The sequence below is a fragment of the Streptosporangium sp. NBC_01639 genome, assembly GCF_045209755.1.
Taxonomy (GTDB): domain Bacteria; phylum Actinomycetota; class Actinomycetes; order Streptosporangiales; family Streptosporangiaceae; genus Streptosporangium.
Map to the genome: position 1 here is coordinate 4,640,083 of NZ_CP109272.1, position 20,438 is coordinate 4,660,520.

Annotated in this window: 25 protein-coding genes and 1 tRNA gene; 11 read left to right on the forward strand and 15 right to left on the reverse strand. The window is 68.9% G+C overall.

The genetic code is table 11. The features are described 5' to 3' along the window. The first annotated feature begins 128 nt into the window (after window positions 1–128). The gene (locus OHA77_RS21180) at window positions 129–680 is read left to right on the forward strand and encodes a cysteine hydrolase family protein (RefSeq protein ID WP_406311310.1); all 552 of its coding nucleotides are present in this window, start codon (window positions 129–131) and stop codon (window positions 678–680) included. A gap of 269 nt (window positions 681–949) precedes the next feature. On the opposite strand, the gene OHA77_RS21185 is transcribed toward OHA77_RS21180, so the two are convergent. Together OHA77_RS21185 and OHA77_RS21190 are read right to left on the reverse strand one after the other, a co-directional pair. Beyond that, entirely contained in the window at window positions 950–1,450 is a 501-nt protein-coding gene (locus OHA77_RS21185; RefSeq protein ID WP_406311311.1) for a DUF1772 domain-containing protein, read from the reverse strand. A gap of 74 nt (window positions 1,451–1,524) precedes the next feature. Beyond that, window positions 1,525–1,746, reverse strand: a complete 222-nt coding sequence (locus tag OHA77_RS21190) for a hypothetical protein (RefSeq protein ID WP_406311312.1) — start codon at window positions 1,744–1,746, stop codon at window positions 1,525–1,527. A gap of 82 nt (window positions 1,747–1,828) precedes the next feature. On the opposite strand from OHA77_RS21190, the gene OHA77_RS21195 reads away from it, so the two are divergent. After that, on the forward strand, window positions 1,829–2,758 hold the full coding sequence (locus OHA77_RS21195; protein WP_406311313.1) for an AraC family transcriptional regulator: 930 nt from the start codon (window positions 1,829–1,831) through the stop codon (window positions 2,756–2,758). A gap of 73 nt (window positions 2,759–2,831) precedes the next feature. On the opposite strand, the gene OHA77_RS21200 is transcribed toward OHA77_RS21195, so the two are convergent. Next, on the reverse strand, window positions 2,832–3,767 hold the full coding sequence (locus tag OHA77_RS21200) for an NADP-dependent oxidoreductase (protein WP_406311314.1): 936 nt from the start codon (window positions 3,765–3,767) through the stop codon (window positions 2,832–2,834). Between the two features lie 101 nt (window positions 3,768–3,868). Here OHA77_RS21200 and OHA77_RS21205 point away from each other — a divergent pair, with 101 nt between their 5' ends. Next, on the forward strand, window positions 3,869–4,267 hold the full coding sequence (locus OHA77_RS21205; RefSeq protein WP_326826562.1) for a helix-turn-helix domain-containing protein: 399 nt from the start codon (window positions 3,869–3,871) through the stop codon (window positions 4,265–4,267). Between the two features lie 57 nt (window positions 4,268–4,324). Here OHA77_RS21205 and OHA77_RS21210 read toward each other — a convergent pair whose 3' ends face one another. The 3 genes from OHA77_RS21210 to OHA77_RS21220 form a co-directional block, all read right to left on the reverse strand. Further along, window positions 4,325–4,456 carry a hypothetical protein gene (locus tag OHA77_RS21210; protein WP_406311315.1) on the reverse strand — a complete coding sequence of 44 codons (132 nt, stop codon included), beginning with the start codon at window positions 4,454–4,456 and terminating at the stop codon, window positions 4,325–4,327. Window positions 4,457–4,520: 64 nt separating this feature from the next. After that, window positions 4,521–5,255, reverse strand: a complete 735-nt coding sequence (locus OHA77_RS21215; RefSeq protein WP_326826561.1) for an ABC transporter permease — start codon at window positions 5,253–5,255, stop codon at window positions 4,521–4,523. Window positions 5,256–5,304: 49 nt separating this feature from the next. Further along, window positions 5,305–6,204 (reverse strand): ABC transporter ATP-binding protein, encoded by a 900-nt coding sequence (locus tag OHA77_RS21220; RefSeq protein ID WP_406311316.1) that lies wholly within the window; start codon window positions 6,202–6,204, stop codon window positions 5,305–5,307. A 134-nt stretch (window positions 6,205–6,338) separates the two neighbouring features. Here OHA77_RS21220 and OHA77_RS21225 point away from each other — a divergent pair, with 134 nt between their 5' ends. The 3 genes from OHA77_RS21225 (at window position 6,339) to dnaN (ending at window position 9,837) form a co-directional block, all read left to right on the forward strand. Beyond that, complete coding sequence (locus OHA77_RS21225) at window positions 6,339–7,868, forward strand: sensor histidine kinase (RefSeq protein WP_406311317.1); 1,530 nt, start codon at window positions 6,339–6,341, stop codon at window positions 7,866–7,868. Continuing rightward, window positions 7,865–8,530, forward strand: coding sequence for a response regulator (locus OHA77_RS21230; protein ID WP_406311318.1), 666 nt, complete (start codon window positions 7,865–7,867; stop codon window positions 8,528–8,530). Before OHA77_RS21225 ends, OHA77_RS21230 begins: the two co-directional genes overlap by 4 nt. 209 nt (window positions 8,531–8,739) lie before the next feature. Beyond that, window positions 8,740–9,837, forward strand: a complete 1,098-nt coding sequence (dnaN, locus tag OHA77_RS21235; protein ID WP_406311319.1) for a DNA polymerase III subunit beta — start codon at window positions 8,740–8,742, stop codon at window positions 9,835–9,837. 73 nt (window positions 9,838–9,910) lie between these two features. On the opposite strand, the gene OHA77_RS21240 is transcribed toward dnaN, so the two are convergent. The 5 genes from OHA77_RS21240 to upp form a co-directional block, all read right to left on the reverse strand. Beyond that, on the reverse strand, window positions 9,911–10,603 hold the full coding sequence (locus OHA77_RS21240) for a FadR/GntR family transcriptional regulator (RefSeq protein ID WP_326826556.1): 693 nt from the start codon (window positions 10,601–10,603) through the stop codon (window positions 9,911–9,913). Window positions 10,604–10,711: 108 nt separating this feature from the next. Beyond that, window positions 10,712–12,013, reverse strand: a complete 1,302-nt coding sequence (locus tag OHA77_RS21245; protein ID WP_406311320.1) for a helix-turn-helix domain-containing protein — start codon at window positions 12,011–12,013, stop codon at window positions 10,712–10,714. Between the two features lie 189 nt (window positions 12,014–12,202). Continuing rightward, window positions 12,203–12,733, reverse strand: a complete 531-nt coding sequence (locus OHA77_RS21250) for a PH domain-containing protein (RefSeq protein ID WP_326826554.1) — start codon at window positions 12,731–12,733, stop codon at window positions 12,203–12,205. 289 nt (window positions 12,734–13,022) lie between these two features. After that, window positions 13,023–13,253 (reverse strand): hypothetical protein, encoded by a 231-nt coding sequence (locus tag OHA77_RS21255; protein WP_326826553.1) that lies wholly within the window; start codon window positions 13,251–13,253, stop codon window positions 13,023–13,025. Between the two features lie 139 nt (window positions 13,254–13,392). Beyond that, on the reverse strand, window positions 13,393–14,031 hold the full coding sequence (upp, locus tag OHA77_RS21260; RefSeq protein ID WP_406311321.1) for a uracil phosphoribosyltransferase: 639 nt from the start codon (window positions 14,029–14,031) through the stop codon (window positions 13,393–13,395). A gap of 158 nt (window positions 14,032–14,189) precedes the next feature. Here upp and OHA77_RS21265 point away from each other — a divergent pair, with 158 nt between their 5' ends. The 4 genes from OHA77_RS21265 (at window position 14,190) to OHA77_RS21280 (ending at window position 15,782) form a co-directional block, all read left to right on the forward strand. Next, window positions 14,190–14,699, forward strand: coding sequence for a tRNA adenosine deaminase-associated protein (locus tag OHA77_RS21265; RefSeq protein WP_406311322.1), 510 nt, complete (start codon window positions 14,190–14,192; stop codon window positions 14,697–14,699). Between the two features lie 16 nt (window positions 14,700–14,715). Next, window positions 14,716–15,207, forward strand: coding sequence for a tRNA adenosine deaminase-associated protein (locus OHA77_RS21270; RefSeq protein WP_326826551.1), 492 nt, complete (start codon window positions 14,716–14,718; stop codon window positions 15,205–15,207). Between the two features lie 17 nt (window positions 15,208–15,224). Further along, window positions 15,225–15,668, forward strand: a complete 444-nt coding sequence (gene tadA / locus OHA77_RS21275; protein ID WP_406319851.1) for a tRNA adenosine(34) deaminase TadA — start codon at window positions 15,225–15,227, stop codon at window positions 15,666–15,668. Between the two features lie 24 nt (window positions 15,669–15,692). Beyond that, window positions 15,693–15,782: transfer RNA gene (locus OHA77_RS21280), tRNA-Ser, on the forward strand. 1,086 nt (window positions 15,783–16,868) lie between these two features. On the opposite strand, the gene OHA77_RS21285 is transcribed toward OHA77_RS21280, so the two are convergent. Both OHA77_RS21285 and OHA77_RS21290 read right to left on the reverse strand, forming a co-directional pair. Continuing rightward, on the reverse strand, window positions 16,869–17,867 hold the full coding sequence (locus OHA77_RS21285; RefSeq protein ID WP_406311323.1) for an ABC transporter substrate-binding protein: 999 nt from the start codon (window positions 17,865–17,867) through the stop codon (window positions 16,869–16,871). Continuing rightward, window positions 17,864–18,265 carry a GntR family transcriptional regulator gene (locus OHA77_RS21290; RefSeq protein WP_406311325.1) on the reverse strand — a complete coding sequence of 134 codons (402 nt, stop codon included), beginning with the start codon at window positions 18,263–18,265 and terminating at the stop codon, window positions 17,864–17,866. Before OHA77_RS21290 ends, OHA77_RS21285 begins: the two co-directional genes overlap by 4 nt. A gap of 481 nt (window positions 18,266–18,746) precedes the next feature. On the opposite strand from OHA77_RS21290, the gene OHA77_RS21295 reads away from it, so the two are divergent. After that, complete coding sequence (locus tag OHA77_RS21295) at window positions 18,747–19,052, forward strand: hypothetical protein (protein WP_406311326.1); 306 nt, start codon at window positions 18,747–18,749, stop codon at window positions 19,050–19,052. 119 nt (window positions 19,053–19,171) lie between these two features. On the opposite strand, the gene OHA77_RS21300 is transcribed toward OHA77_RS21295, so the two are convergent. After that, complete coding sequence (locus OHA77_RS21300; protein ID WP_326826550.1) at window positions 19,172–19,474, reverse strand: type II toxin-antitoxin system VapB family antitoxin; 303 nt, start codon at window positions 19,472–19,474, stop codon at window positions 19,172–19,174. 71 nt (window positions 19,475–19,545) lie between these two features. After that, on the reverse strand, window positions 19,546–20,400 hold the full coding sequence (locus OHA77_RS21305) for a neutral zinc metallopeptidase (RefSeq protein WP_406311327.1): 855 nt from the start codon (window positions 20,398–20,400) through the stop codon (window positions 19,546–19,548). Window positions 20,401–20,438 lie beyond the last annotated feature (38 nt).

Genomic DNA, 20,438 nt, shown 5'->3' on the forward strand with positions numbered 1-20,438 from the left:
CTCCGACGTGCCGCCGCGTACGGCGCTGCGACGGCATCAAGTAATCACTTGTTGACATAGCCTCGGGACATGATTACGTTACCAAGTAATCAACTGATGACTTTCCTCTGCGGTACGGAAGGGTGACGGTGGCCAAGCACGCTCTCCTCGTCATGGATGTCCAACGCGTCGTCGTCGACCGTTATCCCGATCCCACCTACCTGCCGCGTCTGCGCGAGGCGATCGACGCTGCCCGGGCGGGCGGCCTTCCCGTGATCTATGCGGTCGTCGGGTTCCGCTCCGGGTACCCGGAGGTCAGCACCCGCAACAAGATGTTCGGTGGGCTCACGCGCATCACGGGAGCGGCCGGCAGCGACCAGGCCACCCAGGTCCATCCGGAGGTGGCACCCGAGCCCGGCGACATCCTTGTCACCAAGCGACGCGTCAGCGCCTTCGCCGGCAGTGACCTCGACATGGTTCTGCGGGCCGGTGACATCGATCATCTCGTCCTCACCGGCATCGCCACGAGCGGCGTCGTGCTGTCCACCTTGCGCCAGGCGGCCGACCTGGACTTCGGCCTCACCGTGCTGGCCGACGGGTGCCTCGACGCCGACCCGGAGGTGCACCGGGTACTCACCGAAAAGGTGTTTCCCCACCAGGCGGATGTCACGACCGTGGCCGACTGGGTGGCGGCGCGTTGACGGTGCCCGTGCTCGGCGCCCGTGCTCGGCGGGGTGCTGCTCGAACAGGGCCGGGAGGTGGCCGCAGGTAGACAACTCACGGCCGGCCGGCGGAACAGCCGCCGGGGACACGGTCACACCGGGGGCCGCATCTGGCCCGGTGTCTCAGCGAGTCGACCGGAGGTCCCGCCGGGCACGACGGGCCCGGCGCCATCGGCGTAGTCGATGATCTCCCAGTGGCCCGCGTACCGGGCCGCGACGGCCCGGTACCGCGAGGGGGCCGGTCGCCGTCAGCCGGTGCTCCCGGGCAGCACCAGGGCCCAGACAAGGCAGCCGAACGCCGCGGTGGAGGTCCCCGCACGGGCGATGTTCCAGCGGTTCCACGTCGTTTCGAAGGCCTCGCGCACGGCCGCGAGATCGGCGATGTCATCGGGTGCTCCGGCCGCGGCGAGCCGGTTGTTGAGCGGCACGTTGACGGCGAAGGTGATGGCCAGGGTCATGCCGTACAGGACGAAGGCGGCCACGATCCACGGCAGCGCGGACCGTCCGTCTCCGCGGAGGATAAGCACGCCGGTCAGCACGATCAGGATCGGCGCGCCCAGGAAGGGGACGAGGAACCAGCCGTTGATGATCTTCACGTTGATCCACTGCATCGCGTCGACGAAGGTCCGGTCGTCCGTACGGCCCAGGCCGAGCATGACCGAGCAGGCGTACGCGTAGAACAGGCCTGCCATCAGCCCGGTGGTCAGGGTGGCCGCGGCCAGTGTGGCGCTTCTGAGCATTTCGAACATGCCAATCTCCAGGAGAGGGGGGAAGGACCCGGGCGCGTCCCCGAAACGCGCCGGTGTCCATGACGTCTGGCTTTTCAGCGTCTCCAGACGCCGGTCGCCGCGGCGTCGCGCGCGTAGCCGGTGAAGTTTTGGGGTGCCCGGCCCGGTGCTCGCCGGATGTCGCCGGTCAGATGGGCATCGCGGCCGTCCAGGACCTCGGTGGACAGCGGGGCCGGCGGTGTCGCCTCCGCACTGGCCCGAGCCTCTTCATCGCCCCGGCCGGACGGCAGGATTCGCGGGTGCGTGCTCTCCGTCATGCCACCAAGTGAAGCCGGTTACCGTGAGACGGAACATGGTCGAGAAGTTCAATTCCATGTTTGAGCGTCTAATATCGGGCACATGGATGCACTCGCCGGGCTCCTGGACGGGCCCAGAGCCAGAGGAGCCTTCCTGCTGCGGTCGATCCTGGAGCCGCCCTGGTCCCTGCGGATCCAGGATCGGGCGCCGCTCACCCTGGTGGCGATGATGCGAGGTCAGGCGTGGGTGGTCCCCGACAACGGGGCGACGGTCCGGCTCCGCCCGGGAGACGTCGCGATCATGCGCGGTCCCGACCCCTACACGGTGGCCGACGATCCGGCCACCCCGCCCCAGGTGGTGATCCAGCCCGGGCAGCACTGCTTCACCCCGCAGGGCGAGCCCCTGACCCAGGCGATGGACCTGGGCGTACGCACCTGGGGCAACAGCCCGGACGGCTCGACGATGATGATCACTGGCACCTACCAGATGCGCGGCGAGATCAGCCGGCGGCTGCTCGCGGCCCTGCCCGCCCTGCTGGTCCTGCCCGAAGACGCCTGGAACTGTCCGCTCATCCCGCTGCTCGGCGACGAGATCGTCAAGGACGAGCCGGGGCAGGAGGCCGTTCTCGACCGGCTGCTCGACCTGCTGCTCATCGCCGTGCTCCGGGCCTGGTTCTCCCGCCCGGAGGCGGAGGCCCCCGCCTGGTACCGAGCGCAGAGCGACCCCGTGGTGGGCCGGGCGCTGCGGATGCTCCACAACAACCCGGCCCATCCCTGGACCGTGGCCGAGCTGGCCGCCGGGAGCGGCGTCTCCCGGGCGTCGCTGGCCCGCCGTTTCACCGAGCTGGTCGGGGAGCCGCCCATGACGTTCCTCACGGAGTGGCGGCTGGCCATGGCCGCCGATCTGCTGCGCGAGACCGACGCCACCATCGGCGCGGTGGCCCGGCAGGTCGGCTACGGCAGTTCCTTCGCGCTGAGCACCGCCTTCAAGCGGGTGTTCGGCGTCAGCCCGCAGGAGCACCGCGCCGCGTGAGGGTCCGGCGCGGCCCCGCCGTACCGGCCGGTCAGGGAAGGCCGGTCAGGGAAGGCCGGTCAGGGAAGGCCGGTCAGGGAAGCAGGACGAGGCGGCCGCGGAGGCCGCCGGCGGCGAGGCGTTCGTGGGCGGCCGCGGCCTGGGCGAGCGGGAAGGTGCCGGCGACCCGGAGGGTCAGCCGTCCGGCGTCGGCCAGCCTGGCCAACTCGGCGAGCCGGGATCCGTCGGCCCGTATCCAGACGTTGCCCACCCGGGTGCCGCGCAGCGGGACGGGTGCCGCACCGCCGAGCACGGCCACGAAGGAGCCTCCGTTGCGTACCGCGGTGAGCGCGGCGGTGCCCACCGCGGCGGCGTCGACCGCGCCGTGCGCCCCACCCGGCACCAGCTCCCGTACGGCGGAGCCCAGTTCGGCGTCGCGGGGTACGAAGAACTCCGCCCCGAACCCCCGGACGAGTTCCTCGTCGTCGACGCCCGCCACCGCGACCACCCGCAGCCCGCGCGCCACGGCCAGCTCGACGGCATAGCCGCCCACCCCGCCCGCGGCCCCGGTCACCAGCAGGATCTGGCCTTCGACCAGGCCCGCGAGGTCCAGGGCCTGGTCGGCGGTGAGGCCGTTGAGTGGGAGCGTGGCCGCCTGTGCCGCAGTGGCGCGGGTGGGAGCGAGGGCCACCGCGCCGGCGTCCAGCACGATCTGCTCGGCATAGGCGCCGAGCGGAAGGTCGAGCCGGTCCGCCAGGCCGATCACCCGGTCACCCGGTACGAACCCGTCGACCCCGGCACCGGTCTCCTCGACCACTCCGGCCACGTCCCAGCCGAGGCCGTGGACCGCCCGCCGCTCCGCCAGGCCGGCTTCGACGAGCGCTCCGGTGCGGACCGCCGCATCGACGGGGTTGACGCCCGCCGCCTCCACCCGTATCCGGACCTGACCGGCGCCGGTCGGAGGAACCGGCACCTCCTCGGTCCGCAGAACCTCGGACCCGCCGAACGAACGGACCACCACTGCACGCATCGCTGCCTCCATCGCTCTCGTCGATGGGACGAACTTATGGAGTGTTACTCTCTGCTGGAAAGTACGCACTCGGGAGTGCGTACCGCACCGGAAGGGGCGCCATGGCCACCCAGACGACCGCACAGCGGCGAGATGACGCGCGCGCCGCCTACGACGCCTACCTGGCGGTCTGCCCGGCCAGGGAACTGCTCGACACGATCAGCGACAAGTGGGTCAGCCTCATCCTGAACGCTCTGGCGGACGGCCCGCTGCGCTACAGCGACCTGGGCCGGATCATCGCCGGTGTCAGCCAGAAGATGCTCACCCAGACCCTGCGCGGCCTGGAGCGCGACGGCCTGGTCTCCCGTACGGTCACCCCCTCGGTGCCGGTCCGCGTCGACTACGCCCTCACCGGACTCGGCCATGACCTCCAGCCGGTCATGCTGGCCATCAAAACCTGGGCGGAGAGCCACATCGAACAGGTCCGCGACGCCCGCGAGGCCTACGACAGCCGGCCCTGAGGTCTGTCTCCGCGGGGAGTCAGGGGAACGTCCCCAGCATGACCACGGGCCACCGGCTCAGGCGGTGGAGCCGCCGTCAGCCGCGGTGTCACCGCCGACGACGGAATCCGCGCCCTCGGAGGCGAGCCGGCGGACGGTGCCGGTGATCTCGTCCGGTGAGCTCCTTCGTCCTTGCCGTGGGGGAACCATGGAAGCAGAACGATCGGTTGACCGAAGTACGGCCTGCACCCTCGGGTGCGGGCCGTACCGGCGGTCATTCCCAGCGGAACAGCCGCGCGGCCAGCACCCCGGTGACGAGCACGGTCACCGCCATGACCACCAGGTGCAGCGGCTGCGGCGGATGGCCCGCCCAGGTGTCACGGAGCGCCTGGCCGAACGGCGCCACCGGCAGGAAGTCGCCGATCCGCCGGGCCAGGTCCGGCAGGAGCTCGCGGGGGATCCACATGCCGGCCAGGAAGAACAGCGGGAACATCAGGAGCGAGCCGATGCCGGGCGCGGCCTTGGCGTTGGGCGCCACGGCGGCGATCAGCAGGCCGATGCCGAACACCGAGGCGCTGCCGAGCACGAACACGCCCACGAACCCCAGGACGTTCTTGGGCGCGGCCACGCCGAGGACGAGATTGCCCAGGCCGACGAGCAGGGCGGTCGCGACGGCCACCACCGCGACGTTGTTCACGACCTGGGCGACCAGCAGTCGGACCGGGCTGACCGGGGTGGTGGACATCCGCCGCAGCACGCCGCTCTCCCGGTAGCCCACCAGGACGCCGGGCAGTCCGGTCATCGCCATCGAGACCACCGAGACGATCACCATCATGACGGGGAGCTGGGTGTCGATCACCCGCTGCCCGCCCAGCGACGGATCCGCCTCCTGGAAGCCGGGGATACTGCCGAGCCCCAGCAGGAGCCCCAGCGGGAGCAGGATCGCGAAGATCGGGCTGCTCGGATCCCGCAGGAAGAGCTTCGCCTCGGTCAGGATCATCTTGTTCATCTCGGTCCTTCCAGCGTGGGGTCCTCGGATCTCGTGTTCGAGGTGGGGGTCAAGCGGAGATCTTCTTTCCGGTGAGGGCGAGGAAGGCGTCGTCGAGAGTGGCCTGCTCGACCCGTAGGTCGCCGGGGACGACCCCTGCCTCGGCCAGCGCGGTGGTGACCGCGAGCAGCAGGTTTCCGGTGCCGGTGACCTCGACCCGGTCGCCGTCGCGGCTCACTCCCTCCACCTCGGGCCGGGCGTTGAGCACTGCGTCGTCGAATGCGCCGGAGGGCCGGAACCGGACGCACTGCCGGCGGCCGACCCGGGAGATCAGGCCGGACGGGCTGTCGACGGCGACCACCCGGCCGGAGTCGATCACCGCGATCCGGTCGCAGAGCCGCTCGGCCTCCTCCATGAAGTGGGTGACCAGCACGACCGTCACCCCGCCCGCGCGGACCTGCTCGATGAGCTCCCAGGTGTCACGGCGGGCCTGCGGGTCGAGGCCGGTGGTCAGCTCGTCCAGGATCGCCAACCGGGGGTCGCCGATCAGTGCCAGCGCGATGGACAGCCGCTGCTGCTGGCCGCCGGAGAGCTTGCCGTAGGGGGCGTTCCGCTTGCCGGCGAGTCCGACCCGCTCCAGCAGGGCCTCGGCGTCGGCGGGTGCCCGGTAGAAGGAGGCGTACAGGTCCAGCGCCTCCCAGACCTTGATCTTCGCAGGCATCGCGGAGCTCTGCAGCTGGACGCCGAGCCGCTCCTTGAGCTCGACGCCGCTCAGGCCGCCGAGTACCTTCACGGTGCCGGAGTCGGGGGTGCGCAGACCGGCGACGCACTCGACGGTGGTCGTCTTGCCGGCGCCATTGGGGCCGAGAACACCGAAGATCTCGCCCTCCTCGACGGCGAACGACACGTCGTCCACCGCGAGCCGGTCGCGGTATCGCTTGCGGAGGTTGCTGACCTCGATGACTGCCATGCCGACGACGTTAGGAATTTCGCGGGGCGCACGGAATCCGCCTGGGCACCCGGCGGGGGTGTGGCTACCTCCACCTCCGGACGGCGTCCAGCGCCACTGGGCGCAAGGGCGGCCGATCGCCGACACTGGTGGACATGAGGCGACACGTGGTGACCATCGGCCGGGCCCTCGCCTTCGGGGCGCTGGCCCTGACGGACGTCCTCCTGATCGGGCTGGGTCTGGTCGCCGCCGTCCTGACCGGACTGGGACTGGTCTTCGTCTTCCCCCCCATGGTCAGGCTGGTCAGACACCGCACGACGGTCGCCAGGAGGTTGAACGGCCGATGGCTGGGCGTTGAGACGGCGTCGTCCTACCTGCCGCCGCCCCCGCCGCCCCACCGCCAGCCGGACGGCTGGTACCGCCATGACCGCCAGCTCTACAAGTCGCCGCGGTGGCCGGAGTGGAACAACCGCTGGAAGTGGATGTTCACCGACCCCGCCACCTGGCGGGACAACTTCTGGTTGGCGCTGAACCCGTTCGTCGGCGGCAGCCTGCTGCTGCTGCCCCTGGCCGGGGTCGGATACGGCCTGACCATGCCGTGGTACTGGGCTCCGCAGGCCGCTCCCCTGGGGGTGGCCGTCGCCACGGCGGGGGTCGTCGCGACGCCGTGGCTGCTGCGGTTCTACGGGTGGTGGAACCACCTGTGGCTCGCTCCCACCACCAGGTCCGTGCTGGCCGGCCGGGTCCAGCGGCTCGACCAGGTCAGGCTGGCGGCGGTCGACTCCCAGGCGTCCGAGCTGCGGCGGATCGAGCGCGACCTGCACGACGGCGCCCAGGCCAGGCTCGTCGCCATGGGCATGACGCTCGGCGCGGTCGAGGAGTTGATGGAATCCGACCCGGCCGCTGCCAAGGCCCTGCTGGCCAAGGTGCGCGAGGCCTCGTCGACGGCGCTCACCGAGCTGCGCGACCTGGTCAGGGGCATCCATCCGCCGGTCCTGGCCGAACGCGGCCTGGGCGACGCGGTACGCGCCCTAGCGCTGGACAGCCCGCTGAAGGTCACGGTCACCGTCGACCTGAAGGACCGCCCGGAATCACCCGTCGAGTCGGCGGCCTACTTCTCGATCAGTGAGCTGCTCACCAACGCGGTCCGCCACGGAGGCGCGGACCGCGCGTGGATCGACATCAGCACCCAGGGCAGGGCGCTGCGCGTCACCGTCACCGACGACGGCTCGGGCGGCGCCGACCCCGCACGGGGCAGCGGCCTGCGCGGCATCGAGCGGCGGCTGGCGGCCTTCGACGGGGTGCTCGCGCTCAGCAGCCCGCTGGGCGGTCCCACCACCGCCACGATCGACCTGCCGCACATGTCGGGCTGGGGCGCCGCCCTCCCGGAGCAGCCCCCGCTGTCCGGGTGGCGGCTCGCCGTCGTCGGGATCGGCTGGGGGCTGGGCTGGCTCCCCCTGTTCCCGCAGGGACTGGTCGCGATGGTCCTCAAGATCACCGGATTCGACGACAAGGGCTGGTTCCTCGCCTTCCACCTGCCCGAGCCGTGGCAGTGGCCGGTGGTCATCTTCAACATCGCCCTGGGCCTCACCATGTACGGCGCGGCCCTGGCGATCCCCATCGCACGCTCGCGCCGGCAGCTGATGGCAGCGGCCGGGCCGGGCCGTCTAGAGTCTGACCGATGAGTCAACGAGTCGTCATCGCGGAGGACCTCTATCTCCTCAGGGAGGGCCTCGTCCATCTGCTTCAGGCGCACGGTTTCGAGGTCGTCGCGTCGGTCGAGTCCGGTCCCGAGCTGCTGAGGGCGCTGGTCGACGAGCGGCCCGACGTCGCCGTGGTCGACGTACGGCTCCCGCCCACCTTCACCGACGAGGGTCTCCAGGCGGCGCTGGCCGCCCGCAAGGCCGCCCCCGGGCTGCCGGTGCTCGTGCTCTCCCAGCACGTCGAGCAGCTCTACGCCCGCGAGTTGCTGGCCGACGGCTCCGGTGCGGTCGGCTATCTCCTCAAGGACCGGGTGTTCAACACCGAGCAGTTCGTCGACGCGGTCCGCCGCGTGGCCGCCGGGGGCACCGCGATGGATCCCGAGGTGATCGCCAAGCTCCTGGCCAGCACCGCCCGGCACGAGCCGCTCGGCGCACTGACCCCGCGTGAGCGCGAGGTGCTGGAGCTGATGGCCGAGGGCCGTTCCAACGCCGCCATCTCCCAGCGGCTGTTCCTCAGCGAGAGCGCGGTCGGAAAGCACACGGCCAACATCTTCGGCAAGCTCGACCTCGCCCCGTCCGACGACGACAACCGCCGCGTCCTGGCCGTCCTGACCTACCTCAACGCCGCCCGCTCCCAGCCGTGACCGGCCGCTCCCGGCCGTGGGCCGCACCGCCATATCGGTCAACGCACTTCTAACAACCCGATAAGCCGTTACCGCCTTGAAGGCGGCTCTGTCCGGATGAAGTCAACATGAGGGGCACGCTGTCACCGTTCTGTCGGTCATACCGGCTACCGTTCTGATGACGTACGGCCCGCACACCCGGTGCCGTTCAGGACGGAGGGATTGATCAGGTGAAGTTCCAGGTTAACCGTGATGTCCTGGCCGACGCGGTGGCCTGGGTCGCCCGGGCCCTGCCGAGCCGTCCGGCCGTTCCGGTGCTCTCCGGCCTGCTTCTGGAGGCTGGGGACGATCTCGTGTTGTCGGCCTTCGACTACGACGTCTCCGCCCGCGCCTCGATCGAGGCCGAGGTGGCGGAGCCGGGCCGGGTGCTGATTCCGGGCCGGATTCTCGCGGAGATCACCCGGAGCCTGCCGGCCCAGCCGGTGGAGATCGTCACCAGTGGTTCCGAGGCGGTGCTGACCTGCGGCAGCGCGGAGTTCGGCCTGCTCACCATGCCGGTGGAAGACTTCCCCACCCTGCCGGACATGCCCCCGAAGGTCGGCGCGGTCGGCGGCGGGATCTTCGCGAGCGCGGTCGGCCAGGTGGCGTCCGCGGCCAGCCGCGACGAGACGCTCCCCATGTTGACCGGCATCCGGATCGACATCTCCGGAGCGGCCGTGACCATGGCCGCCACCGACCGTTACCGGATCGCGGCCAGGGAGTTCGACTGGCGTCCTGAGCAGGCCGAGGCCACGGCCGCGGCCATGGTGCCCGCCCGCGTGCTCGTGGAGGTGGCCAGGTCGCTGCGCGGCGGCGAGGTGTCGATGGCACTGGGCGACGGCGTCGCGGGCTTCGAGAGCGTCGGCCGGAGCACCACGGTCCGTCTGCTCGACGAGCAGTTCATCGACTACCGCTCACGGCTGACCGACGACTGGCCGATCCGGGCCGATCTGCGGGTGGCCCCGTTCATCGAAGCGATCAAGCGGGTGGCGCTGGTCGCCGAGCGCAACACCGCGATCCGGCTGTCGTTCGGCCAGGGGCAGGTGCTCATCCAGGCGGGCGGCGGCGACATCGGGCGGGGCACCGAGTCCCTGGAGGCCGAGCTGTCCGGTGACGGCATCCAGATCGCCTTCCAGTCCCAGTTCCTGCTGGACGGTCTGACCGGCGTCGACACCGAGTACGTACGGCTCAACATGCAGTCTCCAAGCCGCCCGGCCCTCATCGCCGAGGTGCCCGGAGAGGCCGACCCCGCTTTCCGCTATCTCGTGATGTCCCTGCGCCTCAACTGAAGGGCCGCATGCGCGAAGGGCTCCACCCCGATGAGGGGTGGAGCCCTTCGCATACGCGGTAGAAAAGCGAGAGTCAGGGGGAGGAGAGCTCCTGAACATCGGTCAGGGCGATCAGGATGTGCTCCATGCACGCGTGGCCGGCGCGTTCGGCGGCGGACACGTCACCGGCCGCGATGGCGCGGGCGATGGCCTCGTGAGGGATGTAGGTGCTGTTGAGCGAGGTGCCCGCAGCGGTGATGCTGGCCCGCAGGGCCGCCGAGAAATCCTCGTAGAGATCGATCAGAACCAGGTTGTGGGTGGCCTGGACGACCGCGACATGGAAGGCGAGGTCGGCTTCGACGAACGCGTTGGGCTCGCCGACCTCCCAGGCCCGCTCCCGTTCGGCCAGGGCGGTCTCGATCCGGGCGATGTCGGCGTCACTGCGCCTCGTCGCGGCCAACCGAGCAGCCTCCACTTCCAGCGCACGCCGTACTTCCAGGATCTCCAACTGCTCGGCGGCGCGCAGCCGCCGCAGCATGGCTCCCGAAAGCTCGCTCGTGGCGCGGACGTAGGTGCCGTCACCCTGGCGGCATTCCAGCAGACCGGCGTGCGTGAGGGCCCTTACGGCCTCACGCACGGTGTTGCGTCCGACTCCGAGCTGCTCGGCCAGCACGGTCTCGGTGGGGATCTTCGCGTGCATCTGCCAGGAGTTCGAAGTGATCTGCTCTTTGAGCTGATCGATCACCTGGTCGACGAGGGATGCTCGCTGCGCCGTACGCAGACTCACAGTCCGCCTCCTCCGGGGAAACCAATCATCCTATGAGTCAATGACTGGTCGACCCTAATTATTCCGGTGGCAGAAAAACAAATCAGAAGCCCCGGAAGGGCGGAACCTTTACCGAACCAGCGCCGAATCGACCGTCATACCTACCATCGCACTCCGTACACCGGCCGTCTCAAGCGCCTTGCGATATGCGCTCACCTGCTCCTCGCCGGCACCGGCCTGACCGTAGAGGTCGCCGAGCCGACGCCAGACCCGCGCGGCCTCCCGATCGGGGCCGGAGGTGCCGGGCCGCAGGCTGCCGAGCAGTTCGCGGGCGCTGTGCAGGATGGTCACGGTGTCGCCCTCGCCCGTGGCGAGCGAGACCTGGGCGAGGACCATCTGCGCGGTGGCGGCCGTGACGCCGAGCAGGGCGTCCGGCATCATGAGGGCGGACCTGGCCAGATCGGCCGCGCCGCTCGGATCGCCCCCGCTGAGCTGGATGGAGGCGAGCACCACCAGACTCCTGGTGTGGTCGTGCGCCTTCTCAGGGAACGTGCCAAAGACCTTGCTCGCGGCGGACGCGAGCTCGCGGGCCTCGTCGAGCGACTCCGTGTCGAAGGAGACGATGAGCTGCGACCAGTCCATCGCGATGTGGGCGAGCCGGAAGGCCAGCCGGGCCGGTCGTCCGGCCGCGATCGCGTCGTCGGCCAGACGAACGGCCAGCGCCGAGTCCTCGCCCTCGGCGGCGGCGATGCTCGCCTCCCAGAGAGAACGGATCTCGGCGATGCGGTTGACCGCCACCGGAACGCCGTTGGCCGACAGGACATGCCGTACGTAGTCCAGGCCCGGGGAGTGCGGCCGGCGGGCGGGCTCGGTCTCCATCAGGGCGGCGGCCAGATCCACAGCGATCTCGCCGTCGTTCAGAACCAGCCGCTCGACCTGGCTGAGGGCCGCAGTCGCCAGGTCGTAGGCGCGCAGGGTGTCCCCTGCGTGCTGGTAGCAACGGCTCAGGGCCACGGTCAGGGGCAGGTCGGCGAGTCGTTCGGGATGGCTGGCCGCCTCCCGGCGGAGCCGTTCGAACGCCTCCACCGCCGGGCCGATCCTGCCCTGGGATTCCAGGGCACGGGCCCGCCCGAACCGCGCGTGCGCGGCGAGCATGGCGTTCTCCTCGCCGGCGACCTTGACGATCTCGCCGAACCGCTCGGCGGCGACATACGGGTCACCGTGCTGCAGTTCAAGCTCCGCATGGCGCAGACCCAGTTCGGTGTCGATGCGCTGGCGGGGCTCGATCCCGTGCAGCAGAAACTCGGTGGTGCACCCCAGCCGTTCGGCCAGCAGGCGAGCGACCACTGGAGTCGGCGTGCGCTTGCCCGACTCGATGAGGGAGACGTAACTGTCGGAGAGGTCAGGCCCAGCCAGCTGGGCCTGAGACATGCGCCTACTCAACCGCAGTCCGCGGACGCGGTCACCAATGGTTCCCTGACTCGGCATCTGATCTCTCAGGGCGGGGGATGGTCAATGTTCCCGCCATGATTGCATGAAGCAGTCGAATCGGGTAACCCCACCTGAAAAATCTGTAGCCGGACTCTTCCCTACCGTCCTGCCATAAAGGACGCGGGGGAACTAATCATCCGAATCGTTTCCTCCGGGGAACAGCATCTGGCAGACCTCAAGGTAAAGGGTCTCCGGATAGGGGATGTAGTTGACCCTGGACAGGGCCTGGTCCTGACCGGCCGACTCCAGGACGAATTCGCCATATCCCATCATGCGACCGAGCAGTGAGCGCTGGAAGCTCATGTCGGTCACCTTGCCGAGGGGCATCATGTCGACCTTGCGGGTGACCAGCCCCGTGGTGAGCAGCATCCGCTTCGAGGTGACGACGAAGTAGTCGACCGACCACTCCGCCACTTTCCACACGAAGCGGATCAGCAGCAGGAGCCATGCCCACCAGACGACGACGAGCGCGCCGCTGCCGCCTTGGTCGCCGAACCACTTGCTGAGCAGTCCGGCGAGGATCAGGCCGCCCAGCACTTCGACGACCGGACGGAGCAGTACGGCTGGGTGGCGCCGCACCATGATGACCTGGTGTTCGTGGGGGAGTAGGTAGCGGTTGACCGACGAGGGAGCTGAGTCCCCGTGGGTCACCAGCCTCATGACAGATGGGAAACGAATGAGGCCAGGGAATTGGCCGCTGTGTACACCGTGTCCATGGCGCCCTTCACTGCGTTCGCGGCGTCACCTGGTCGTGTGAACAGGAAAAACGCTACGAAGGCGGCACCGCCATACGTGAGAACCTTCTTGACTTGCACTGCGGCCTCCTACTACCACTGACCCACTGCACCCGCCGTATACATTACCCACGCCATAGGCGAGGTAAAGCGCATCGACCGATTACAGTCTCGGGACCGTCCCAAGGACCCTGTTCCGGCCGATGTGACTTCCATCACCCGTGCTCGCTCGCGACCAGTGCGAGGACTTCGAGGTGTTTGCGGGCGATCCGCTCGACCAGCCCGGGATGGGCGTGACCGGTGACCTCCAGGGCGCCGTAGTGTGCCGCCTCTATACAGCGGGCCACCGTGGTCGCCGGATGGACGTCGGAGAACTCGTCTCGCAACGCGGCGCTGACGTCCTCGTAACGATCGGGCTCCGTGCCTGGGATGATTCGCTCGCTCATGTTTCTCCCTGGTGTGCGCCCGCGGCCTCCGTGAGCCGGGGGCACAGAAGAGATGTCTTCGTCACTATCAGTACCCAGACAAGCACAACCTGTAACGGAGAAACAGTGAAACGCCTCTCCCTTTAAGGGGAGGATTACCTCAAACGACGCCGTAGAGGCGGTCTCCGGCGTCACCGAGCCCCGGCACGATGTAGCCCCGCTCGTTCAGCCGCTCGTCCAGGGCCGCCGTCACCAGGCGGATCGGCTTGGTGCTGCCCGCGAATACCTCGTCCATGTGGGCGATGCCCTCGGGGGCGGCCAGCAGGCACAGCGCGGTCACATCGTCGGCACCGCGCTCGAAGAGGAACTCGATCGCCGCCGCCAGGGTGCCGCCGGTGGCCAGCATCGGGTCGACCACGTAGACCTGCCGGCCCGACAGATCATCCGGAAGACGGGTGGCGTAGGTCTCCGCCTTCAGTGTGGACTCGTTGCGGACCATCCCCAGAAAACCGACCTCGGCCGTCGGCAGCAGCCGGGTCATGCCGTCCAGCATGCCCAGGCCGGCCCGGAGGATGGGCACGACCAGCGGGTACGGCTGGGCCAGTCGCACGCCCTGTGCGGCGGCGACGGGAGTCTGCACCGTCACCTCGGTCGTGCGAACCTGCCGGGTCGCCTCGTAGGCGAGCAGCGTCACCAGTTCGTCGGCGAGGCGGCGGAAGGTGGGTGAATCGGTGTTCGCGTCCCGCAGCACGGTCAGCTTGTGGGCCACCAGGGGGTGGTCGACGACCAGGGTCTCCATGGGCGCCAACGTTATCCCGGATGGCTGGTCAGGCGATAACAGACCGTACGCACGTGACATGGCCCGCTTTTGATCACAATTTGGTCGGACGGGCGTACGGTGATGAGCTGGTTCTGAAAGCATTAGCATCCGTAGAGAACGCATCGGTGGGGATGACCATGGCAGACCAAGACCCGCTGGACTTTGCCATCGTGGTCTATCGCGAGGACGACGGCTGGGAGGCGGAGACGCTTCCGGTGGCGCTCACCTCGGATCTCGACGGCCTGATTCATGCTCTGCGCCAGCAGCCGAGCATGAACGGCACGATTGGCCTGGTCGCCGTGGGGGATGAGTTCTTCGTGGCGTTACGGGTGTTCGGTGAGCGGGTGGAGGTCTTCCTCTCCGACATCGCCGCGTCCTGGGACTTCCCGCTCGCGCAGCAGGCGCTGGAATACCTCGACGTGCCGGTCCCCGATGAGGACGAGCTGGAGGCGATCCTCCAGGACGAGGAGACGGCTCTCCCCGCCGGGGATCTGTCGATCTTCGCGGACCTGGGGCTCGACGAGATGGAGCTGGGCATCCTTTCCGGCGACATCGATCTGCTCCCCGAGGACGTGCTGTCCAGCATCGCCGCGCGGCTGGGATTCTCCGAGCCGTTCGAACGCGCCATCGACTCGGTGTTCGGCTGACCTTGGGAGATCGGCCATGCCCTCCAGACCATCCGGCAACAGCGTGTTCTCGGCGGCCTTCGTCCGCACCCCAGAGGGGTGGAGCGGTGCGGAGGTCGATCTCAGCGCCGCCGAGATAGCCGACGACCTGGGCGACGCCGTCCAGGAGCGTCTCGCGCTCAACGGCGACGAACTGGCCCTGCTCTGCGTGGAGGTGGAGGACGAGTGGTTCGCGATCGTCCGCTACCAGGGCGACCAGGAGCCCCGCGCGTTCCTGTCCGATGCGCAGGCCGGAGTCTCCGACCAGCTCGGAGAGCTCTTCAGTGAGCTGGCCGGGGTCGCGCCGGACAAGGAGACACCCGATCTGGGCGTACGGCCCGCAGGTGACTTCGAGCTCCTGAGCGATCTCGGGGTGAGTTCCGACGAGCTCATCGAGCTCAGCATGGAGGAGGGCGTGCTTCCGGCGGACACCCTCTCGGTGGTCGCCGAACGGCTGGCCTTCGCGGACGAGCTCGATCGGCTGCGGTGACGGACTACGTCCCGGAGATGCGGCTCGCCCTGGCGCAGGCCGTACGGGCCGGCACCCGCGGTGAGGTGCCGGTCGGCGCGGTCGTCCTCGACGTGGACGGGTCGGTGCTGTCGCAGGCCGGGAACGACCGGGAGTCCCTGGCCGATCCCACCGCGCACGCCGAGGTGCTCGCCCTGCGGGAAGCCGCCCGCGTCCGTGGGGAGTGGCGGCTGACCGGCTGCACCCTGGTGGTCACGCTGGAGCCCTGCACGATGTGCGCGGGGGCCTCGGTGCTGGCGCGGGTCGATCGCATCGTCTACGGAGCCGCGGACGCCAAGGGCGGAGCCGCCGGTTCGCTGTGGGACGTGGTGCGCGACCGTCGGCTCAACCACCGCCCCGAGGTTCTCAGAGGCGTGCTGGCCGAGGAGTGCGCCGCCGTTCTCACCGAGTTCTTCGCCGTTCGGCGGATGCGCGAACAATAGCGGTTATCCGGTAAGCTGCTCCGCGGTGGAGTCGCCTAGTGGCCGAGGGCGCACGCCTCGAAAGCGTGTGATGGGGCAACCTATCCGTGGGTTCAAATCCCACCTCCACCGCCACCATAAGAGCCTCTGACCTGCATGAGCAGTTCGGAGGCTCTTCGCGTGTCACGACCATGGGGACAACCCCGGTCGCTGATCTTGGAACGCGGTCCTGGTGGGGACGGTGCTCACCTTCCGCATGGAAGGTAGAACACGGCATCGATTGAGAAGAGGGTCGGCGCGGACGGACGCGTGACCTGACCGCGTCCGCTGGTTCATCGGCAGTGATCTGCTGATGCCCAGGATGAAGGCCCGGCCGCCTTGCCAAGATTGTCTAGCCTCTCATTACATGATCATTTTGTGGCGTAGTTCACGGCCGTCGGCGATCATCGTCATCGCGGTGGCTTCGATCGGTGTGCGGTGCGGGTGTTCGCCGTTCGCGGTGCGGGTGTTTCGGGGGTTTGCTGTGGTTCGCGGCGCGGGTGTTCCGGGGTTCGCCGTGCGCGCTGCGGTGGGTGGGTGTTCCGGCCGGCCGTCGCAGTCACCGTCTCGTTTTTCAGGCCTCCGGCCTGACGGGCGCGCTGGTTGCGCTTTTTTATAAGCCGGCCGGAACACCCACCCACCTCCGCGCCAGGCTGCCTCGCCGTACGGCGTGCGGACCGCAGTCGCTCACTTTCCGGCCGCCCATGGATCTCGCTGACGCTGAAGCGATCCGTACGGGGCCGTTCAGGGCCGATCGCCGTTGCTGAAGCCTTGCTCTCCGACCAGTGCAGGGCCGACCGCCGTAGGGAGAGGAGGGGAGGATCGGGATGGAAATGCGGGCTCGCCGATTGGTGATCGTTTGTTGGGAAGTGCACGGTCGGGTTGCCTGGGGGGCGTGTACTTCTCAACAAACGATCTTTTTGAGGGCGTGTCAGGGCATCTTCGTGAGAGCGGGGCGGGGAATGGGGAGGCGGAACCAGGCGGTTGGAAGCCTCAGGAGGCGACACGCACCCACCGCAGTGTGCAGGGCCCCGGCAAAGTCGACGAAGGTAGCGCAATATCCGTTTCGAGCGGCTGGTCGATCAGAGTGTCATCGCAGGTCAGCTGGTGATGGGGCTCGACTGCGGTCCATCGAATCGGACAGACTTCCACTCTTTCGGGGCCCTGATCTGCCGCTGACCTTCAGACCGCCGCGGGCCCGTCGGGCCCCCACCTGACGAGCGCCGTCTGATGGCCAAGTTGTACACCGGTGTTGGGGTCGATCTTGAAGACGCCGAACAGCGTAGTCGTGTCCAGCTCTGCCGCAGCCGACCACAAGACGTCGCGCCCTGTGCCGCCTGCCGCCGCAGCGCAGTGAGTCGCGATGGCTGCGGCGGCTACCGCCTGGACGGCTGGATAGTCGGGAAGCACTCCAGCACGGTCCTGGTAGGCGGCGAGGAAGTCGGACTCGCCGATGCCCAACTCGGCTGGGCCTCCAGCGCCGGGGAACCATTGACCGACCCCGTAGATGCCGCAGGGGTCGTCGAGCGCATGGCCGAATTCGCGGACGCCCGCTGCCACTGCGCACACCGTCTGCGGTGGCGTAGGCAGCGCTCTGGCCTGCGTGATCGTCTCGATGTCCTCCTCGAAGGCGCCGGCGCAGAAGAGGGCCCAGGCTTTCCCGGCTGTCTGCGGGAGGTCGTCTCCGGGACCGAGCCGGGTCGTATCGATGCCGAGGGAGCGTGCGATCGCCTCGGCGCCGACTGCCACCTGACGGCCAAAGCTGCCCTTGCCGTGGACGATCCGCACGGGGAGCGCTTCGGTGCCGGCCAGGTGCCGTAGGAAAGGCTCTGCGTATCGACTGGTGGGCGTCAAGACTGAGACGACGTGTCGAGGGTGGGCCGCCTCGACGTCGTCACCTGACCCGCCGTGGTTCCAGATCAGGCGGCCGAGCTCGGCGGCGATGTTGCCGGCTTTGCGCATCAGCTGGGTCGAGTAAGGGCCGAGCAGGATGTCGCATCGATCCGACAGTCTGCGGAGGGATGCCTGCAGGACCACGGGATCGCTCTGGTCGTCCGCGACCACCAGGTCCAGCGTACTGTTCGAGGCGTGCCAGATCTCCAGGCCGAGTCGGGCTTGTGTGCCGAACCGGGCATGCTTGCCTGAGAGGGACAGGCAGACACCGATGGTGAGCGTCGTCACCGCATCTTCACCTCGTATCGGAACTCGTGGCTGTCTGCGGCCATGATCGACTCTTGAACCTCCAATGGCCGATTCTCGGAGTCGTAAACCGTCCGCAGGACCCGGACCACCGGCACGCTTGGCATGAGGTCGAGCTCGGCCGCTTCCTCCCGGGTCGGCATCCGGCATACCAGGTCCTCGACGCTGTGACTGACCTGGCGGCGAATCGGGCCGACGGTGTCCTCGATCACGGAGTAGACGCCACCCTTGATCTTCCGAGGCTGAGTGATCACCGTGTCGGCGACCAGGTCGGCGGGGTAGTAGCTATCGCACAGCGCGACGGGTGAACCGTCGACGAGGAATGTCCTTCGGCGCACGACAACCTGGGCGCCCTCGTCAAGCTCCAGGCGCCGGGACACGATGGGATCTGATTCGCCTCGCTCGCCGGGACGAACTGGGGATGTCCGCCCGTGACTGGGTCCGGCCGACCAAGTGCGCCCCCGCGACCGCCGGGACCGAGGCCGCCGCGCAGCCGAGGCCTATGGTGCCTGTCCCTCGCGCGGCCGAGCCGTCGGCCGCCGCCGCGCTGCTGGCCGAGTCGCACCAGGACCGCCAGGCGCGTGCCACTGAACCGCGGGTGATGCAGCGTGCCCTGGCGGTCGCTGCCGTCGACAGGATGGCGCGTCTGGAAAACGAGTGGCTCCTTGCCAGGGTTCTGCGCCTCCTGGACGCCACCGCTGACCACGCGGCAGATGGTCGCCGGGTGGGCGCGCGTCGTCTGTGCCGCCGACCCGGCGACGCTCAAGGCGCGTCTTTCCCAAGAACCGAATACGACCAGCGCAGACCCGGACGGGTCGTAGCGCGTCAGCCGAGCCGCGACGAGCTCGCGGGGGTGGCCGCATGAAGCACCCGCAGGAGCATGTCGAGCCCGGCAGTCCGATCCTGGTCCGTGACGAGCAGCCCACCGAGGTGGCCACGATCCCTGGCTGGCGGCTGATCCTCAGCGACAGGGGCCGCTTCTGGGCGATCCGCCAAGAGGCGTTCCCTCGAGGTGCGTTGCGTGCCGGAGCGGAGCCCGCCGTGGACGCTGACACCTTCGACGATCTGAAGGCCGAGGTCGCCCGGCAAGAAGAGATCGCCGAGCGGGCGGCCTCAGGATCGGGCACTCCCGCACGTCCGGACGGCACCGCACGGGCCTGGCGATGATCGTTCAGCGCCGGCCGGGAGTGACCGCCCATGAGCAACTCCAGGGCCGTTGCGACCCCGTCGCCGCACAAGCCGTACATCGCCACCAGCGCGGGTTCTCCGCGGGTGCGCGGACGTTCTCAGTCGCCGGAGGGGACCTCCAGGACGCGGGCGTGCAGGACCGAACGCTGGTGCAGAGCCGAGCGCAGCGCCCGGTGCAGGCCGTCCTCAAGGTAGAGGTCACCGCGCCACTGGACCACGTGGGGGAAGAGGTCGCCGTAGAACGTGGAGTCCTTCGCGAGCAGGGAGTGCAGATCGAGCACCGCTTTCGTGGTGATCAGCGTGTCGAGCCGGACCTGTCGCGGAGGTATCTGCGCCCACTCGCGATGCGAGAGGCCGTGCTCGGGGTAGGGCCGTTCATCACCGACCAGCTTGAAGATCACACTCTCTAGTTTAGGAGAGATTCAGGCTCTTTGCCTGCAGTGTTGCTCTCGCTGTAAGTCGGCGGTGTTTTTCAGAGGCTGCCGGTGAAGGTGTCGCACTTGTTGGGGTCGCCGCTCTGGTAGCCGGTGGTGAACCACTTGACGCGCTGCGCAGACGTCCCGTGGGTGAAGCCGTCGGGGTCGACCCGGCCCTGGGTCCGCTCCTGGATGCTGTCGTCACCCACGGCCGAGGCCGCGCTGAGCGCCTCCTCGATGTCGGACTTGGTGAAGGGCTTCTCAAACAGGCCGGTCTCGTAGGCGTTCTTGGCCCAGGCGCCGGAGTAGCAGTCGGCCTGCAGTTCCAACCGGACCGAGTCGCTCTCCGGGCCCTGCTGGCCTCCCTGCCCCCGCGCGTTGGTGCCCAGCAGGTTCTGCACGTGGTGACCGTACTCGTGCCCGATGACGTAGGCCTGGGCGAACGGTCCGCCCTTGGCGCCGAACCTGCTCTCCAACTGTTTGAAGAAGGAGAGGTCCAGGTAGACCTTCTGGTCGGCCGGGCAGTAGAAGGGTCCGACGGAGGAGTCGGCCGCGCCGCAGGCGGTGTTGACCTGCTCGGAGAAGAGGACGGTCTTGGCCGGCTCGTAGCCCTGCACGACCTTGGGCCAGTAGTCCTGGATGCTGTTGACCACGCCGACCACCCGGCATTCCTCGTTCTGGTCGGCGTCCTGGCCGTTCTTGCACTGGGCGCTCAGGTCGGAGCTGGGACCCACCGGGGCGGGGTCGCCGCCGGTGATGTCTCCGGGATTGATCCCGAATATCAGCGCGATGATGAGTGCGATGATTCCCGCCGCGCCGCCCCCGACGGCGAGCCCGCCACCGGGGATCCGGCCCCGGCCGCCGCTTTCGACCTGTGAGCTGTCCAGTTGGGCATCGTCCTTGAAGTCCATCGCCGACGTCCCTTCGCTCCGCTTGAGACCCTCCGACT